Raw genomic sequence first — 14,140 nt, 5'->3', positions numbered from 1 at the left:
TGATAAAAAAAATGATGAGACTAATGCCTGAAAATTATGTAATTTTCACACAATATATACAATTTATTTGAATTGTAGTCTCTCGAACCTTGCTGTGATTTTCCTTATGAAAAAATTTAGTCTTGCTTTATTACCGACCTTGCTGTTGGTTGCCATGACACACACTCACGCTGAAAATGCTTTTGATCCAAATGGTCAATATTTATTGGGGGACTGGAACGGTAAACGTACTGAACTGGCTGGACAAGGGGTGAAATTTGATGCCAATATTGCTGCTGATGTTGCCTATTTAGCTGATGGCGGGCGTGCTGAGGGGAATGATCCGACTGTAGCAAGCCAATTGTGGTTAGGTTCGACTTTCGATATGGAAAAACTTGCCGGTTGGGATGGCGTGACGATTCGTGCTGCGGTGAGTGCACGTCAAGGGCAAAGTACCACAGTCGATGATTTACAGGGTGAGGTGCCGCAACTTGCCAATGTTCAGGCAAACTTTGGTCGTGGTAATCAAAAAACACGTCTAAGTGAACTGTCGATTGAAAAGAATTTCAAAGCACAGGGTGTAAGTGTCAAAGTCGGTCGTTTAGGTATGGGTATGGACTTTAACGTGATGGCGTGTGATTTCCAAAGTACCGCATTTTGTGCAGCACAAATGGGGAAATGGCAAGGTAATATCTGGATGAACACGCCTGTTTCACAATGGGGTGGTCGTGTGAAATATCAGGTAACTCCTGAAGTGTTTACTCAAGTGGGTGTCTATGAATATAACCCTGAAAATGCCTTGGAGCGTTATGGCTGGAACCTGGATACCAACAATGCTGATGGGGTAACCATTCCTGTCGAAGTAGTATGGCAGCCGAAATCATTTGTGAATGGTTTGCCGGGGAGCTACCGTGTAGGTGGAATATACAACACGGCGGATGACGCAGCTAATCAATTTGACATTGCTAAAGGTAAAAAGAATGGTGTAGGCATCGACGGTAAAAATCGTACCTATGGGGGCTGGTTGGCTGTAGAACAGCAATTGACCTCGACAGGTTTAGGTAAACAGGGTTTGCATAGCTTTGCCAATTTCACCTGGCATGACAGTACCACCAATAAAGTTGATAATTCACAACAAATCGGTGTGAAATATATTGGTTTACTGGATTCGCAACCAAATGACATTCTAGGTCTGGGTGTAAACCGTGTGCATGTGAATAACCGTATCAATAATGCCGCATTTAATGCCAGTGCTGAATACAATGTTGAATTGAACTACAGCTATTACCCAACCAAATGGTTAATGCTTCGTCCGAATATTCAATATGTGATTAACCCAGGCGCTACAAATAACATAGACGATGCCTTGGTACTTGGTTTAAGCTCTAAAGTATTATTCTAATATAAAATAGAGAACAGCCTATGCAAGGTAAATATCACGTGATGCCCATCAATATGACTTTACTTTGCCTGACGGCGTGTATCTGCCAAAACCTCTATGCTGAAACAGGTTCTACGGAACCTGTTTTGTTGCCTACCTTAAAAATTGAAGCCACACGTACGGATACAGACTGGTTGCAAACACCGGCTTCGGTGTATCGAATCGATCAAAACAACAATGAAAATAATCTAGGGATCAATCTATCGGAAACCTTAAAAGGTGTGCCGGGCTTACAACTGAATAATCGTGAAAATTACGCACAAGATTTACAAATCTCGATGCGTGGCTTTGGCGCACGTTCAACTTTTGGGGTGCGTGGCATACGTTTATATGTTGACGGCATTCCGGCCACAATGCCTGATGGACAGGGGCAAACTTCAAATATTGACCTAGGAAGTTTGGATCATATTGAAGTCTTGGGTGGACCATTTTCATCACTGTATGGCAATTCTTCTGGCGGGACAATTTTAACCACCACTAAAGAAGGTGAGGGTCGTGACTCTATCCAGTTAGGCTACTCGGGGGGGAGTCATAACAAAGGTCATGCAGATATTGTCTTGCAAGGCGGGGCAGAGAAACCCAATGAACCGAGTTATATCGTAAGCTCTTCCTATTTTGATACCGATGGTTACCGTGACCACAGTGCAGCACGTAAAGTTCTCAGCAATGCCAAACTGACTTGGAACATGGATGATGATTCTAAACTGAACTTGATTGTGAATCATGTGGATATTAATGCCGATGATCCTCAGGGTTTGACCCGAGCGCAATGGAAAGCCAATCCTAAACAAGTTAATGATGCCGCAAATGTTTATGATGTGCGTAAAGAGATTAATCAGACTCAAACCGGATTAACCTGGTCGAAACCCATTAATGACCAGCATGAAATCAATGTGATGGCCTATCTGGGGGATCGTGAAGTCACACAATATCAATCGATTCCTCAGGCACCTCAAAATAACCCAAGGCATGCAGGTGGGGTGATTGATTTTAGCCGTAATTATTACGGTACCGACCTGCGCTGGACAGGCAAAGATTTATTGCCCAATACCCGGTTCACTGCAGGGCTGGCCTTTGACTATATGGATGAAGACCGTCAAGGTTATGAAAATTTTAATGCCAATAATCAATTCGGCTTAAAAGGCGATATACGCCGTGATGAAAAAAATACGCTGTGGAATTTAGATCCATATGTCCAAGCATCTTGGGATTTTTTACCCAAGTGGACCTTAGATACTGGTCTGCGTTATAGCAATGTGCATTATGAATCTAAAGATCATTATATTGTTGTTGGAAATGGTGATGACAGTGGGAAAAAGGATTATCAAAAACTTTTGCCTTCCGCCGCATTGAGTTGGGAAATTAGTCCAGAATTCTCGACCTATATCGGTTATGCCAAAGGTTTTGAAACACCCACTTTTACAGAAATGGCTTATTCGAAAAATGACGGAATGAATTTTGATTTAAAACCTGCAAATAGTGATAACTATGAACTGGGTTTAAAAAGTCAAAATCAGCTAGGAAATTTCACTGCCGCAATTTTCAAGAGCAATACCCAAGATGACATTGTTTCTGCTGGAACTGAAAATGGTCGTGCGACCTATCGTAATGCCGATAAAACTTTACGCCAAGGGTTAGAGCTATCATGGAATAAAAACCTATGGCGTGATTTGACTGCTCAAGCCAGTTATAGCTTTATTGATGCTACTTTTGATGCTTTTGTTGCTGAAATTGAAAATCCTCAAAACCCATCTCAACCGAAAGTAGCAGCAATTCAATCTGGAAATTACATTCCCGGTGTCGCTAAAAATCAGGCTTTTGTGGCTTTGGCATGGCAGCCTGAAACAGGCTTTAATGCCGGACTGGATGTTCGCTATATTGATAAATTATATGTCGATGACATCAATTCTGATGCAGCGCCAAGCTATACTTTAACCAGTGCCAATGTCGGGTATGTCTGGAAAAATGCAGACTGGAAAGTGCGTACTTTTGCCCGAGTCGATAATCTCTTTGATGAAGATTATGTAGGCTCTGTGATTGTCAATGATGGTAATGGTCGTTTCTTTGAACCTGCAGATGGCGTGAACTGGAGCGCAGGTTTAAGTGTCACTAAAGCATTTTAAGGAGAGAAAGTGTGTCTTTATTATTTGAATCGATTCAGTTTGGAAAATTAAAACTCAGCAATAAAATTATCATTGCACCAATGTGCCAGTATTCAGCAACTGAACAGGGCGAAGTGACGTATTGGCACGAACAGCAATGGGCGAATTACGCATTATCGGGTGCGGGCTTATGCATTATCGAAGCGACAGCGGTACAGTCTGAAGGTCGTATCAGTTATGCAGATCTAGGGCTTTGGAATGATGCACAGCGTGATCAGATCAAGACATTACTGAAAAAAATAAAGACACTTTCGCCTATGCCTTTTGCTGTGCAATTGGCACATGCGGGTCGTAAAGCATCTACCGATAAACCCTGGAATGGAAGGGATCAATTTAAGCCGGAAGAAGCACATGGCTGGCAAACTGTTTCTGCCAGTGATCTGCCATTTAACCCAACTGATCACCCACCGCATGCGCTGAGTCAAGATGAAATTCAAAAAGTGATTCAGGATTTTGCCGATGCAGCTGTTCGCGCCGTGGATGCAGGTTTTGATTTAATTGAAGTGCATGCAGCACATGGTTATTTACTGCATCAATTTATGTCGCCACTGTCGAACAAGCGTACTGATGAATATGGCGGCAGTTTTGAAAACCGTATTCGTTTAACCCTTGAAGTTTTTCAGGCGATCAAAAATGCTGTACCTCATGATTATCCAATTGGAATGCGTATTTCCGCAACCGACTGGATGGATGGACAAGACAGTTGGAATGTTGAGTCTTCTGTCGGCTTATCAAAAGCTTTAGAGCAGTTGGGTGCAGTGTATATCCATGTTTCAAGTGGCGGTTTGCATGCGAAGCAAAAGATTAAAATTGGTGCCAATTATCAGGTGCCTTTTGCTGAAGCAGTAAAGAAAGTGGTTCTCATTCCAGTGATTGCAGTGGGAATGATTACAGAAGCGCAGCAAGCTGAAAGTATTTTAAAATCCGGGCAAGCCGATGCGATTGCTCTGGCTCGTGCCATGCTTTATGAACCACGTTGGCCTTGGCATGCTGCGGCAGCATTGGGTGCGAATATCGAAATTGCGCCACAGTATTTACGTTGTCAGCCGCATGGGCTGAAAGAGCTGTTTAAAGCCTTTTAATTACATCAATTTTTCAACCGCCATCAACGAATATATGAGCACTAAGGTTCATATATTTCGTTGATAGTTCATTTTTACAGGACATTTTTAATATGGTCTTCGCGGTCATTGTACCTATCTTTTTTCTATTAGCTTTAGGTTATTTGTCCGTAAAACTGCAACTTTTAACCAAAGAACAGGTCAATGCGATCGGTGCTTTTGTCATTAAAATCGCGTTACCTGCGTTATTCTTCCAGTCTTTGGCCTCAAAAGATTTACGTGAAATCTGGTATCCGGAATATTTCTTTATTTATACCGGTGTGACTTTCATTTTATATATTTCAGCATTTTTCATTGTTTCGCAGTATTTCAAAAACAATCACTCTCAGTCATCGGTTTTGTCCTTAGGCGCTGCGATGTCCAATACCGGACTCATTGGTACAGCAGTGTTGTCTTTGCTGATGGGACATCGGGCAATGACTTACACCTCTTTAGTAGTGATTATTGAAAGTGTCCTGCTTATTCCCGCAGTTTTGATTTTGGCAGAATTGGGTACCCGGCAAAAGGCAAATGTTGCAGTCATTGTTAAAAGTACATTATTGACCTTATTAAAAAATCCATTGTTTATGGGGGTCATGCTGGGGATTGCTTGTGCTGTTTTTCAGATACATATTCCTGAACGGTTAGATCAGGTCTTGTTACTGCTGGGACAAACTGCATCACCACTGGCGTTATTTTCCATTGGCGGCGGCATTGTTGGCCTAACCTTAAAATATGTAAATGTGCAGAGCTGGTATCTGGTAATTTCCAGTAACTTGATCATGCCTTTACTGATGTTTTTAGGCTTAACGTATTTAACGGATGTTAGTCAGGAAATGGTCTATGCCGGGACAATTATTGCGGCCTTACCGATGCCGACCATTTTTGGAATGTTAGGCCAGGCCTATGGATTGAATGAAAAAACCTTAACGCCATTACTGATGAGTACAATTTTAGGCTTTGTGGTGACCAGTATTTTAATTAGCGTGTGGTGGGCTTAATTTTTTAAATATCTGTAATATTTATCAAACTCATAAAAAAGCCTCTAATTTAGAGGCTTTTTTATTGAAGAAAATTTAACTTTTCTTTGCAGCTTTTGCTGGATTTTTCGCTTGTTCAGCAATCATTTTGTCCACAACTGCTAAAGATTCCTTGGCTTGCGGTATATTTTCTTTTGCAAGGGTAGAGAAAATCTTTTTCGCCTCAGGCAGGTTTTGCGGAACAATGTTACCATTCGCGAACATATTGCCCACCGCCATCAAGGCAGGAATATAGCCTTTTTGTGCTAAGTCTTGAATGCTTTTTAAACCTTGTTTAATCGGAGCTTCATTTTTATTTTTAAAACCCAGACTAATGTCATATAAGGCTTTGGCATGAATCGCTTGATAGTTATCTTTTTTAATTAAAGGATCTAATTTTTGCAATGCCAATTTATCTGAAGCAGGTGTGCCTTCAGCAAAAAGTAACACGGCTAAATCGACAGTCGCATCAGCAAACCCTTGGGCAGATGCTTTTTCTAAATACTGTTTGGCTTTTTTAGTGTCTTGTTTAAGACCTAATGTTCCTCCTATGTAGTTTTTACCCAATACATAGTTGGCAACAGGGTAACCTTTGCTTGCAGACTCTTCGTACAGCTTAATGGCTTTTTTCTCGTCTTTGGTTGTACCTTGACCGGTTTGAGTCAGGTAGCCCAAGTTATAAATTGCTTGAGGATTACCCGCTTTGGCTAATTTTTCCAGCTCTTCGTATGCGCCCTTCATATTGTTGGCTTTGACCAATGCTTCAATTTTGGCAAATGCAGGATCAACTGAATTGGTTGCCATTTCTGCGATTGCAAGATGTGAAGATAAGGCGATGATGCTGGCAAGTATAATTTTTTTCATAGTTTTAAAACCTTTTTATAAACATGCACATAATTCCATTTATGTGTTTAAGAATGTATGTGGAAGACTCAATACAACATCATAAGTTTAATTATGTGAATGTAAATATATGATTTGTGTATTGCAATAAAATTTTGTTGATATTTGCATAATAAGGGTTTAAGTAAATAATGAGCAGCTTAAATCAGCCTTAAGTGCTTATTGGTTTTAACATGAATTGTTTTTCTATAGTTGAAATTTTAGTTAAAGTGAAATTTCATGACATACAAAGGCATCGAGAAAGCAACTTCACTTTGCTTTTTCGTCAATGTTTGTTTAAATCTCGGCTGAATAAAATTGTGAGTAGATGAATGTTCATCAAAGGTATTAAACGGGCATATGATCAGATTAATCTGGATGAAAGCATTCCGGATGAAGACAAATTTGATGCATTGTTGATGAGATTAGGCAAAAACTTTTTGGTGAGCAAAGAAGACCGTGTTTATATCTTTGAACACGAGGGAAAGACTGCGCGTATTGATGCAAAACATGCGCGTGCATTCCATTTTAAAGAGTATGTCATTAAAGACATGAACAAACTTTTTCACGATTTTAATTTGTGATTGAAAAAGCCTCCGATTTTGGAGGCTTTTTAATGATGTTTCTGAACTTGAATATTATTGCGGACGTGCCACATCGCCATTTAAAGCTTCCGGTAAAGCTAAAACCTGTAAACCAAGTTCTTCAAGTGCCGCAGGTTTTGCAACCACAAGTGCTTTATAACCACCATCAATAGCAATGCTATTCACCACTTCTACATCATTGCTCAATTTGCTGGCAACAGCAGGGGTGTCACCTGTGCCTTGAACCAGATGCAACCAGTGTTTTGGTTTTGCTTTAAACCAAAGACGCGCAATAATTTCCTGACCCAAATAACAACCTTTGTCGTAATGAACGCCTTCACGCTGATGCAAACGAAGTTCTTGCGGCTGGAATTCTTGTGAAGTTGCAGCTTCAATCCAGGCCTGACCTGCTTCAATTGCTTGAAGTTGCCAAGCTGCAATATCGGTTTCAGTGGTAGAAAAATCCGTAGTATCGCCATTTAGAGTAGGGAACACTTGACTACCTTCTTGCAGTTTCATTTTCGAAAATGCACCAAACTTTTTAATGTGTTTGGAGAATTCTTCAGCCTGATCTTGAGTAGTCACAATTTCAAAACTTTCCGGATTGATTTTTTTAAGCCATAAACCAAACAGAATACGGCCTTTTAAACTACAGATTGCTGTATAGCGAGTCAGGTTTTCCGCTAAGGCTTCGGTATTTAAAGTCACTTGACCTTGAAGGAATTTTTGCGCATCTACACCATTTAAAGTGAATAGTGTAAAAGCAGTAGACGTTATCATGCTTGGCCTCAGTTTCAATACCACAAATCAATCAAGCTATTGTGCAGCAAGCACTAAACAGAGGCAAATAAAAAAGCCCATATTGCTATGGGCTTGGAATATTAAAGAGGGAACTTAATGTCAGTGATGTGCCGGTGGTGGAGTATTACAGTCAAACTTGTTACCACAGAGGCGGACAAATTCCATCATGCCTAGATCTTCATGATCCAGAATGTGACAGTGCTGGACAAAGTCACCTTCAAACTTTTTGTACTTGCTTCTGAGAATCACCCGATAGCCACCTTTCACAAAGATTGTATCCTTGAACTGTCCTTTTAAGCCCCGGTATTGCACGTCATCCAGATTAACCGGATTGTCTGGATCAGGTGCCAGTCCACTGACATCCTTCCCGTTAAGATCTAAAATTTTAACAATCTGGAAAGGATTAACGTGAATATGAAAAGGATGTCCAATGCCAATATTATCACTGGTGAGTTCCCACTCATCCGTTTGTCCAATTTGTAATTGGCGCACATAATGACCATTAATCGAGCCAGGTCCATTATAAAGATCTGCAAAACTGATTGGCGTTAGATCTTTTTCATCATGACGGAACCCAAATTTGACACCTCCCGGTCCTCCAAAGGCAAGAATAAATGCATTAAATTGTTTTGGTCGGTTTTCAATCGCCTTATCCACCTCTGTAGTCATTAAGGACTCATGATCGGTAAAAGCAGCAAGGTTGAGTTGAGATAACTGGGTTTGAATCTCTTTGCTTAAACCCATATTTTGTGCCTGATTTTTCAGGAACTGTGCAGCGGTCTGTTGTTTCGACTTGCTGGCACTGACATTGACCCAGCCGATCAGTTGGGCATTTAACGGGTTTGATGGGGCAAGTTGTGGTGTTATTTGTCCCGTCGACAAAGGTACATTGATTTGATCATCCACATTTAATTTCGTGTCAAAAATACAATATTTATTGGTGTTCGGGAAGGCAACCATAGCATCTTGACGGTAACCGGGATGGAAGACGGAAAGTGTTCTGCTCTGTGCCTGATTCATGGTTAAACCATCTTGAGCAATGGTATGTACGGTTAAACTTTTTAGCTTAGTAAATTCTGCTTTTTTTTCGTTGGTTTGATATTCTGAACAAGCTTTAATGGTCTGTTCAGCAGTGTATTTATTCGAGTTCGGCAGTTCTTTAATCATTAAGCCAATCGTATCGCGAACACCGCCATGAATCATGCGCCAGCGGTTAAACTGATTCTGTTCTGCTTTCATTTCTCCCAAAATTTTGCCATTGATGGAAGTGTAATATTCACCTGCTCCCCAAGATCCAGGATTGGCAAGACCAACATAATCTTCCAGAGTGCCGGGGACACAACTAGCATTATCTGACTGGGTACATTTTTTATATTGAATTTGTTGGAATAACAGGATGTTTTCATTCTGAGTGCTGTTTTTGGTTTTATCTTTCCATAATATGTCCATATCTCCGGTTTCAGTGATTTTGCCATTTTTAATTTTGGGTACCCGGGAACCTTCGACAATAAGGGGACCAGCCATACCGCTTGAAACCTGAATGGCGGTTGAACCATGCAGATGTGCATGATACCAATAGGTGCCTGCCGGATGGTTAGGTTCAATTTTGTATTGATAATCAAATTTTTCTTGAGGGGTGAATTTCAGGAAAACATTATCACTGTTGCCTTGCGGACTGACCCAAAGACCATGGGTGTGTATGTTGGTGGTATTAAAACAATGCGGGACGTTCACATCTGCTATGTCATGTGGGCAGCTTTCTTCTGATTCAAGGGGGAGCTGGTTATTTAAATTGATTTGAAGTGTTTCACCTTGTTTTACCCGAATCTGTGGACCTACCAGAATATCCTCGGCATATGCTTTCTTTTTATCAAATAAACTGGGTTTGGTTAAATAGCCACGTAAAAACACAGGATCCCATAATTTGGTATTGGGGTTATATAACTTATTAAGTTTATAAGCCACGATAAGTTCATGCTTGCCCTTGGCATTTTTTTGTAATAAGGGCGGGTTGCTAATCACTGTGTCCGATGCTGTTGGAGCGGGTTGAGGTGGGTTGGATGGATTAGAGGGATTAGAGGGATTAGAGGGATTAGAGGGATTAGAGGGATTAGAGGGATTAGAGGGATTAGAGGGATTAGAGGGATTAGAGGGATTAGAGGGATTAGAGGGGGTTTTACCTCCATTCCAACTCGATACTAATGCTGCTATAACCGCAGCTATGACTCCAATAATGGCTATCTGTAACATTTTATTTCACCTTTATCTTTTTTTGTACTTGGAATATTTTTTTGAAAAATATTTTAACTGTTTAGCGATTCTTAATTATATTGAGAGCCAAGTCACTAAAAAAGAGGGGTGTTCAAACGATACGACGAGTGACAGCGTAGTCTTAAGGTGTGTTAGAAAAGGGGGCAATAATTTTATTAAAATGATCTGATATTTTATAAAGATAGGTTTAGGAGTGCTAAACAATGTGTGTGAGTGAGAAAATTTTAAGTAACATAATAAAAATACAACTCCAGGTTGTTTTTTGTCCTAAAAAACATATCTAATACTAAAGAATTAGGCTGATTTCTCGCTATTTTTCCCAAAAAAGCATCTTTAGAGCAAATATTCCAATGTTTATGTAACCAAATATTTCAAAAAAGGGTTTTTTGTAGGTTAAGTTAATGAAATATATAGGATTTGGGAAATGGCTTTTTCACAGCGTACAATGCCATCGAAACGATTGTGACTCGTCAACAACAATTACGTAGTAAAGAAAAATGATTCAAGAGGCAGGTAAGCTATGAACAACAACTACCGTAAACCACTGCAAGGCACCCAGCTCGAATATTTTGACGTGCGCCAAGCCGTAGAAGATATTCAGCCAGGCGCATATGCCAAACTTCCATATACCTCAAAAGTGCTTGCAGAACAGTTGGTGCGCCGTTGTGATCCAGCCATTTTAGAGCAGTCATTAAACGAACTTATTCAACGCAAACAGGACCATGATTTCCCTTGGTATCCGGCACGTGTGGTCTGTCATGATATTTTGGGGCAGACCGCACTGGTCGACTTGGCGGGCTTGCGTGATGCGATTGCTGATCAAGGTGGCGATCCTTCAAAAGTCAATCCGGTGGTGCCAACACAGCTGATTGTCGACCACTCATTGGCAGTGGAGTACGGCGGTTCCGATCCTGATGCGTTTGAGAAAAACCGTGCCATTGAAGACCGTCGTAATGAAGACCGTTTTCACTTTATTGAATGGACCAAAACCGCATTTGAAAATGTCGATGTGATTCCTGCAGGCAACGGCATCATGCACCAGATCAATCTGGAGAAAATGTCTCCGGTGATTCAAAACCGTGATGGCGTGGCATATCCAGACACTTGCGTAGGAACAGACTCGCATACCCCACATACCGATGCACTTGGTGTAATCTCCATTGGTGTGGGTGGCTTGGAAGCTGAAAATGTGATGTTGGGTCGTGCATCGTGGATGCGTCTGCCAGATATTATTGGTGTGGAACTGGTTGGTCAGCGTCAGCCGGGTATTACTGCAACTGATATCGTATTGGCTTTAACTGAATTCTTGCGTAAAGAACGTGTGGTCGGTGCGTATCTTGAATTCTTTGGTGAAGGTGCAGACAGCATGTCGGTAGGTGATCGCGCAACGATTTCCAACATGACCCCTGAATATGGCGCAACGGCTGCGATGTTCTACATTGACCAGAACACCATTGATTATCTAACTTTAACCGGTCGTGAGCCTGAGCAAGTCAAACTGGTGGAAACTTATGCCAAAGAGATTGGTCTTTGGGCATCGGATATGACCCAAGCGGAATATCCGCGAGTACTACGTTTCGATTTGTCGACTGTGACCCGTAATATTGCCGGTCCATCAAATCCACATGCACGTGTATCGACTGCTGACCTGAAAGAAAAAGGCATTGCCGGTGTGGTTGAACATCGTACCGATGGTTTAATGCCGGATGGCGCGGTGATTATCGCGGCCATTACCTCTTGTACCAATACTTCAAACCCCCGTAACACCGTAGCAGCCGGTTTGCTTGCACGTAAGGCCAATGAACTGGGTTTAACCCGTAAACCTTGGGTGAAATCATCTTTTGCACCGGGTTCTAAAACAGCAGCACTTTACCTTGAAGAAGCAGGTGTATTGCACGATTTAGAAAAACTCGGCTTTGGTATTGTGGCCTATGCATGCACCACCTGTAACGGGATGTCTGGCGCGCTTGATCCAAAAATTCAGCAAGAAATTATTGACCGTGACTTGTACGCAACTGCAGTACTGTCAGGTAACCGTAACTTCGATGGTCGTATCCATCCTTATGCAAAACAGGCATTCTTGGCATCTCCGCCGTTAGTGGTTGCTTATGCGATTGCCGGTACCATTCGTTTTGACATCGAAAAAGATTCACTTGGCAATGATAAAGATGGTAATCCAATTTACTTAAAAGACATCTGGCCATCGGATGCTGAAATTGATGCATTGGTTCAAAAATCAGTGAAGCCTGAACAGTTCCGTAAAGTCTACATTCCAATGTTTGATTTGGGCGAGCGAGAAAAATCGGTAAGCCCACTGTATGACTGGCGTCCGCAAAGTACTTATATTCGCCGTCCGCCATATTGGGAAGGGGCACTGGCTGCACCGCGTACTTTAAGCAATATGCGTCCGCTTGCGATTTTAGGTGACAACATCACCACCGACCATTTATCTCCATCGAATGCGATTGTGTTGGACAGCGCTTCAGGTGAATATTTGGCGAAAATGGGTGTGCCTGAGGAAGACTTTAACTCTTACGCAACTCACCGCGGCGATCACTTAACTGCACAGCGTGCGACCTTGGCAAACCCGAAACTGTTTAATGAAATGGTAGTTCGTTCAGATGGTACGGTGAAGCAAGGTTCGAAAGCGCGTGTAGAGCCTGAAGGCGAAGTGATGCGTATGTGGGAAGCGATTGAAACCTACATGAACCGTAAACAGCCTTTGATTGTGATCGCAGGTAAGGATTATGGTCAGGGTTCTAGCCGTGACTGGGCTGCGAAAGGTGTTCGTCTTGCAGGTGTGGAAGCGATTGTTGCTGAAGGTTTTGAGCGTATTCACCGTACTAACCTGGTCGGTATGGGCGTGTTGCCGCTTGAATTTAAGCCGGGCACAGACCGTAAAACTTTAAAGCTGGATGGTACTGAGTTGTATAGCGTAATTGGTAACATCGCGCCACGTTCGACTTTAACTTTAGTGATTGAACGTGCTACAGATGATGGTAAGGAACAGATTATTGAAGTGCCTGTAACTTGCCGTTTAGATACCGAAGAAGAAGTTTCTGTATATGAAGCGGGTGGTGTATTGCAACGCTTTGCACAGGATTTTTTAGAAGGGCAAGTGGCTTAAACTTTTACTTAGATAATCTCCCCTAACCCCTCTTTATCAAAGAGGGGAACTCCCTCCTTAGAAAAAGGAGGGTCGGGGAGGATTAAAGATTAAAAGTAATTGATATTGTTTGAAAAAAACCCTACTGTGAAGTGGGGTTTTTATTTGGGAATAAAATATCTTTATTACGACAAATTCAAAATGATGCAGTAGATGCGAGTGTAAAGGTTTCTGATTTATTAAGAAAATGTAAAATTTTAGCTTATAGACTAGGCAATGAAGATTTTAAGAGCTGGGTTGAAAATGAATTAAATGGATATCCTGAATTTAAAGAAGAATTACCACAGTATAGAGTTTTAAAAAATTTGAATTCAAAAGGGCATTTTTCAGGTCCTTTTGATTCAGGAATAAGAAATGCTGATATACCGATTTATAATCTGCCTGAAAATTTACAGGAAATTGTATCAACAATAATTTTTCATCAACCTATTGCGGCATTAGAAGATTTGGCTAGTAGTGAAAGTGAATTATCTCAGCCTTGGCAGCCTATAATTCTGGCAAAATATGGTATGCAAATGTACCAAGGCTATTCTTGTTTACAAGCATGGAAAGTGATCCCAACTTCAGTTGTAATAGGAATAGTGGATACGATAAAAACTAAAATTTTAAATTTTGTTTGTAAGCATCCGCTGAACCCCATTGCTATGTTTTAACGGGGTTCAGGTTTCCAACGGTGTGGCAGTAATTCTTCTATTTGGGTCACTTTATGTGTCGGCAGCCTTTTCAGTACATCAC

General features: G+C 41.3%; 11 protein-coding genes. 8 read left to right on the top strand and 3 right to left on the bottom strand.

Features of this window, described 5'->3' with window-relative positions:
• Positions 1 to 106: 106 nt before the first annotated feature.
• From HLH18_RS10645 to HLH18_RS10630, 4 genes are all read left to right on the top strand, one after another.
• On the top strand, positions 107 to 1,381 hold the full coding sequence (locus tag HLH18_RS10645; RefSeq protein ID WP_171546809.1) for a carbohydrate porin: 1,275 nt from the start codon (positions 107 to 109) through the stop codon (positions 1,379 to 1,381).
• 20 nt (positions 1,382 to 1,401) lie between these two features.
• Positions 1,402 to 3,543: a TonB-dependent receptor domain-containing protein gene (locus tag HLH18_RS10640; RefSeq protein ID WP_171546808.1), complete on the top strand. Its 2,142-nt coding sequence runs from the start codon at positions 1,402 to 1,404 to the stop codon at positions 3,541 to 3,543.
• Between the two features lie 11 nt (positions 3,544 to 3,554).
• A complete protein-coding gene (locus HLH18_RS10635) occupies positions 3,555 to 4,664 on the top strand; it encodes an NADH:flavin oxidoreductase/NADH oxidase (protein WP_171546807.1) in 1,110 nt (369 codons plus the stop codon).
• Positions 4,665 to 4,756: 92 nt separating this feature from the next.
• On the top strand, positions 4,757 to 5,683 hold the full coding sequence (locus tag HLH18_RS10630; protein WP_171546806.1) for an AEC family transporter: 927 nt from the start codon (positions 4,757 to 4,759) through the stop codon (positions 5,681 to 5,683).
• Positions 5,684 to 5,758: 75 nt separating this feature from the next.
• Here HLH18_RS10630 and HLH18_RS10625 read toward each other — a convergent pair whose 3' ends face one another.
• Positions 5,759 to 6,565 (bottom strand): tetratricopeptide repeat protein, encoded by an 807-nt coding sequence (locus tag HLH18_RS10625; RefSeq protein ID WP_171546805.1) that lies wholly within the window; start codon positions 6,563 to 6,565, stop codon positions 5,759 to 5,761.
• Positions 6,566 to 6,915: 350 nt separating this feature from the next.
• Between HLH18_RS10625 and HLH18_RS10620 the strand changes: the two genes are divergently transcribed.
• The gene (locus tag HLH18_RS10620; RefSeq protein WP_171546804.1) at positions 6,916 to 7,167 is read left to right on the top strand and encodes a hypothetical protein; all 252 of its coding nucleotides are present in this window, start codon (positions 6,916 to 6,918) and stop codon (positions 7,165 to 7,167) included.
• 54 nt (positions 7,168 to 7,221) lie between these two features.
• Here HLH18_RS10620 and ygfZ read toward each other — a convergent pair whose 3' ends face one another.
• Both ygfZ and HLH18_RS10610 read right to left on the bottom strand, forming a co-directional pair.
• Entirely contained in the window at positions 7,222 to 7,947 is a 726-nt protein-coding gene (gene ygfZ / locus HLH18_RS10615; protein ID WP_214647323.1) for a CAF17-like 4Fe-4S cluster assembly/insertion protein YgfZ, read from the bottom strand.
• A 120-nt stretch (positions 7,948 to 8,067) separates the two neighbouring features.
• Positions 8,068 to 9,933: a multicopper oxidase family protein gene (locus HLH18_RS10610; protein ID WP_350643072.1), complete on the bottom strand. Its 1,866-nt coding sequence runs from the start codon at positions 9,931 to 9,933 to the stop codon at positions 8,068 to 8,070.
• Positions 9,934 to 10,024: 91 nt separating this feature from the next.
• Here HLH18_RS10610 and HLH18_RS16255 point away from each other — a divergent pair, with 91 nt between their 5' ends.
• The 3 genes from HLH18_RS16255 (at position 10,025) to HLH18_RS10600 (ending at position 14,058) form a co-directional block, all read left to right on the top strand.
• A complete protein-coding gene (locus HLH18_RS16255) occupies positions 10,025 to 10,408 on the top strand; it encodes a hypothetical protein (protein WP_350643069.1) in 384 nt (127 codons plus the stop codon).
• 351 nt (positions 10,409 to 10,759) lie between these two features.
• Positions 10,760 to 13,366: a Fe/S-dependent 2-methylisocitrate dehydratase AcnD gene (acnD, locus tag HLH18_RS10605; RefSeq protein ID WP_171546802.1), complete on the top strand. Its 2,607-nt coding sequence runs from the start codon at positions 10,760 to 10,762 to the stop codon at positions 13,364 to 13,366.
• Between the two features lie 131 nt (positions 13,367 to 13,497).
• Positions 13,498 to 14,058 (top strand): AbiTii domain-containing protein, encoded by a 561-nt coding sequence (locus HLH18_RS10600; protein ID WP_350643065.1) that lies wholly within the window; start codon positions 13,498 to 13,500, stop codon positions 14,056 to 14,058.
• Positions 14,059 to 14,140 lie beyond the last annotated feature (82 nt).

The organism is Acinetobacter sp. ANC 5414, from assembly GCF_013004295.1.
In the GTDB taxonomy this organism is placed as follows: Bacteria; Pseudomonadota; Gammaproteobacteria; order Pseudomonadales; family Moraxellaceae; genus Acinetobacter.
This window is presented reverse-complemented; position numbering and strand designations above follow the sequence as displayed.

Coding starts and splice junctions, on each gene's coding strand:
- HLH18_RS10625 (WP_171546805.1), bottom strand. CDS start 6,565: ATGAAAAAAATTATACTTGCCAGCATCATCGCCTTATCTTCACATCTT.
- HLH18_RS10620 (WP_171546804.1), top strand. CDS start 6,916: ATGTTCATCAAAGGTATTAAACGGGCATATGATCAGATTAATCTGGAT.
- HLH18_RS10630 (WP_171546806.1), top strand. CDS start 4,757: ATGGTCTTCGCGGTCATTGTACCTATCTTTTTTCTATTAGCTTTAGGT.
- HLH18_RS10640 (WP_171546808.1), top strand. CDS start 1,402: ATGCAAGGTAAATATCACGTGATGCCCATCAATATGACTTTACTTTGC.
- acnD (WP_171546802.1), top strand. CDS start 10,760: ATGAACAACAACTACCGTAAACCACTGCAAGGCACCCAGCTCGAATAT.
- ygfZ (WP_214647323.1), bottom strand. CDS start 7,947: ATGATAACGTCTACTGCTTTTACACTATTCACTTTAAATGGTGTAGAT.
- HLH18_RS10645 (WP_171546809.1), top strand. CDS start 107: ATGAAAAAATTTAGTCTTGCTTTATTACCGACCTTGCTGTTGGTTGCC.